Here is a 3395-nt window from a genome sequence, read left to right on the forward strand (position 1 = left end):
ACCCCCACGCATCCCCCACCGCCCAGGCCCGGAGGGTGATCCGCCACGGCACCGTCGGTCCGACCACACCTCGGTGCGACCTCCTGACGCTCGTCCCGCACGACGACCGCCCCCGCACACGCAGAAGGAGACACCATGGCAAGACGCAGGACACAACTCGCCTCCCTGGCGGCGGTGCTGGCGACGCTGCTCGGCGGCATCGCCTTCACCCTGCTGGGCCAGGGCAGCGCACAGGCCCACGGCGTCACGATGTCGCCGGGATCGCGCACCTACCTCTGTTACCTGGATGCCAAGACGAGCACCGGCGCCCTGGACCCGACCAACCCGGCGTGCAAGGCCGCGCTCGCGGAGAGCGGTGCGACCGCCCTGTACAACTGGTTCGCCGTGCTCGACTCCAACGCCGGTGGCCGGGGCCAGGGTTACGTCCCGGACGGCAAGCTGTGCAGCGCCGGCGACCGCTCGCCGTACAACTTCACCGGCTACAACGCGCCGCGCGGCGACTGGCCCCGTACGCACCTGACCTCGGGCGCCACGATCGAGGTCGACCACAGCAACTGGGCGGCGCACCCTGGCTCGTTCCGGGTCTACGTGTCCAAGCCAGGGTATGCACCCACGTCCGAACTGGGCTGGGACGACCTGGAGTTGGTACAGACGGTAACCAACCCGCCCGCCGTGGGCTCGCCGGGCACCGACGGCGGCCACTACTACTGGGACCTGACCCTGCCCTCGGGCCGCTCGGGTGACGCGGTGATGTTCATCCAGTGGGTGCGCTCGGACAGCCAGGAGAACTTCTTCTCCTGCTCCGACATCGTCTTCGACGGCGGCCACGGCGAAGTGACCGGCATGCGCGGCTCCACCACCCCGACGCCGGACCCGACCGACCCGACGCCGGACCCCACGGACCCGACGCCCGATCCGACCGACCCCACCGATCCGCACACCGGCTGCATGGCCGTCTACAGCGTGACCAACTCCTGGAGCGGCGGCTTCCAGGGCTCCGTCGAGGTCATGAACCACAACACGACGGCGCTCGACGGCTGGTCCGTGAACTGGAAGCCCGGCGCGGGCACCACGGTCAGCAGCGTGTGGAGCGGGGTGCTGAGCACCGGCTCCGACGGCACGCTGACAGTCAAGAACGCCGACTACAACCGCACGATCCCGCCGGACGGCAGCGTGACCTTCGGGTTCACCGCGACCTCCACCGGCAACAACTTCCCCATCGGCTCGATCGGCTGCGTCAACTAGCGGCCGCCTGCGCGGACGGCGGCGGTTCCCACGCGGTACGGGAGCCGCCGCCCTCCCGTACCGCCCGGGGACCGGCGGCCGTGCCGCTTGCGACCGGGACCCGAATGGCCGGGTACGGTGGAGTCTGTCCGATCATGATCCGCCGGACAGGCCCGCCGGGCCCGGAGGCTGCGTGGCACTCGACATCAACGAACCGTTCGGTCAGAACTGGACGCACGCGGCGCAGTTCGGCATCGCGTTCGTCCTGTCGTGCGCGATCGGGATCGAGCGCGAGATCCGCCAGAAGGCGGCCGGGCTGCGCACCTACACCATCGTCGGACTCGGGGCCGCGCTCTTCACCCTGGTCAGCAAGTTCGGCTTCTCCGACGTGGTGGTCACCGGCCAGGTGGAGCTGGACCCGTCCCGGGTCGCGGCCCAGATCGTCTCCGGCCTCGGCTTCATCGGCGGCGGCGTCATCTTCGTCCACCGGGGCTCCGTGCGGGGCCTGACCACCGCGGCCTCGATCTGGCTCACCGCCGCCGTGGGCTGCGCGGCCGGTGCGGGGCTGCCGGTCCTCGCCACGCTGGCCACGCTCGCGTACTTCCTGGTGTCCTACGGGGTACGCCCCCTCGCCCACCGGCTGCCCACCCTGCGCAACGCCTCGATCGGGTACCGCATCACGTACACCGAGGGGGTCGGGGCGCTGCGGGAACTGGTCAACCACTGTACGGAGACCGGGTTCGCGGTCTCCGAGCTGACCACGCTCTCCGGCTCGGGCCGATACCGGCGCCGGCGCCCCCAGGAGAACGTCGAGCGGACCGTCGAGGTCGCGCTGAGCGTGCAGGGCCGGGGCGACCCCGACGCGCTGACGGCACGGCTGGCGGGCACGGCGGGCGTCCTGGCGTGCAGCCGAAGCGATCTCGCCGACGAGTGAGGGCCGGTTCCGGACGCGGCGGCACGGTGCGCTCGTATGCTCGGCTGCCATGACGAGCCGTGCGCCCCTCCCGCCGGAGCCCTCCGTCGCGCTGCGCGAACTCCTCGCCTTCGACGACGGCGGGAGCCTGCGGCTGCTGCTGGCGCCCTCCGGCCATGACGTCGGCGTGCGGGGTGTGGCCGTGGGCGACGAAGGTCCGGCCCGGCCACTGGACGGCTGCCTGGTCCTGCTGACCGGCGCGCCCGCCTCGTCCCCCGACGCCGCGGCCCCGGTCCGCGAGGCCGCGCGCCGGGGCGCGTCCGGCGTGGTGCTGCGCGCCGTGGAAGGGGTCGCCGCCGCACCCCAGGTGGTCGACGCCGCCGAGGGAGCGGGGGTCGCCCTGCTCACCCGCGCGGAATGGGCGGACTGGACGGACACCGCCGCGCTGCTGCGATCCGCGCTGGCCTGCGCACGGGCGGGCGCGGACGACGGGACGGCGGGGCGGATGGCGGCCGGGGGTCCGGAGAGCCTGAGCGCCCTCGCGGCGGCCGTCGCCGAGTACACCGGCGGTTCGATCACCATCGAGGACACGCGCCTGCGGGTCCTGGCCCACTCCGCCACCGGGCCCGACGCCGATGTGCTGCGCCGGTCCACCATCCTGGGCGGCCGGGTCCCGGAGTGGCGGGTCGCGGAGCTGCGCCGCAGCGGCATGCTCCGGACGCTGTGGACCTCCCGCGACGTGATCCACCGCGCGGCCGACGCGGAGGGACCCGAGCGCCTGATCATCGCGGTCCGCAGCGGCCCCGAGGTCCTCGGCTCCATCTGGGTGGCCGGCGACGGACGCCCGCTGCGCCCGGACGCGCCGGACGCCCTGCGCAGGGCCGCCGAGGTCGCCGCGCCCCTGCTTGTGCGGCACCGGCTGCGCGAGAGCGGCGCCGCCCGCCGCAGCGAACTCGCGCTGCGCGGACTGCTGTACGGGGACGGGGACGCCCGCACGCACGCCTGGTCGCTCGGCCTGTCCCCCGACGCCGCCTGCGCGGTGGTGGTCGCCGAAACCCTCACCGCCGCGCCCGCCCCGGGCGACCGCCCCCTCGACGTGGCGGCGCTCCAGGCGGCGACGTACCGCCCCGCCGTGCGCGTACTGCGCGACGGGGACCGGCTGCTGGTGCTGCTGCCCGTGGACGCGGGGGTGGAACGCGGCGCGGCGGCGCTGGCCCGGGAGCTGGCGGGCCAGCGCCGCCGCGCCGCGTTCCACCCC

At 74.3% G+C, this 3395-nt stretch carries 3 protein-coding genes; all 3 read left to right on the forward strand.

All coding sequences use genetic code 11. The annotated features are described in order from the left end of the window. The first annotated feature begins 135 nt into the window (after positions 1-135). A complete protein-coding gene (locus EAO73_RS25605; protein ID WP_147973943.1) occupies positions 136-1245 on the forward strand; it encodes a lytic polysaccharide monooxygenase in 1110 nt (369 codons plus the stop codon). A 172-nt stretch (positions 1246-1417) separates the two neighbouring features. After that, on the forward strand, positions 1418-2158 hold the full coding sequence (locus EAO73_RS25610) for an MgtC/SapB family protein (protein ID WP_147973944.1): 741 nt from the start codon (positions 1418-1420) through the stop codon (positions 2156-2158). A 49-nt stretch (positions 2159-2207) separates the two neighbouring features. Beyond that, the coding region (locus tag EAO73_RS25615) for a PucR family transcriptional regulator (protein WP_147973950.1) at positions 2208-3395 on the forward strand (1188 nt) is incomplete at its 3' end.

Source organism: Streptomyces sp. col6 (assembly GCF_008042035.1).
In the GTDB taxonomy this organism is placed as follows: domain Bacteria; phylum Actinomycetota; class Actinomycetes; order Streptomycetales; family Streptomycetaceae; genus Streptomyces.

Coding starts and splice junctions, on each gene's coding strand:
- EAO73_RS25605 (WP_147973943.1), top strand. CDS start 136: ATGGCAAGACGCAGGACACAACTCGCCTCCCTGGCGGCGGTGCTGGCG.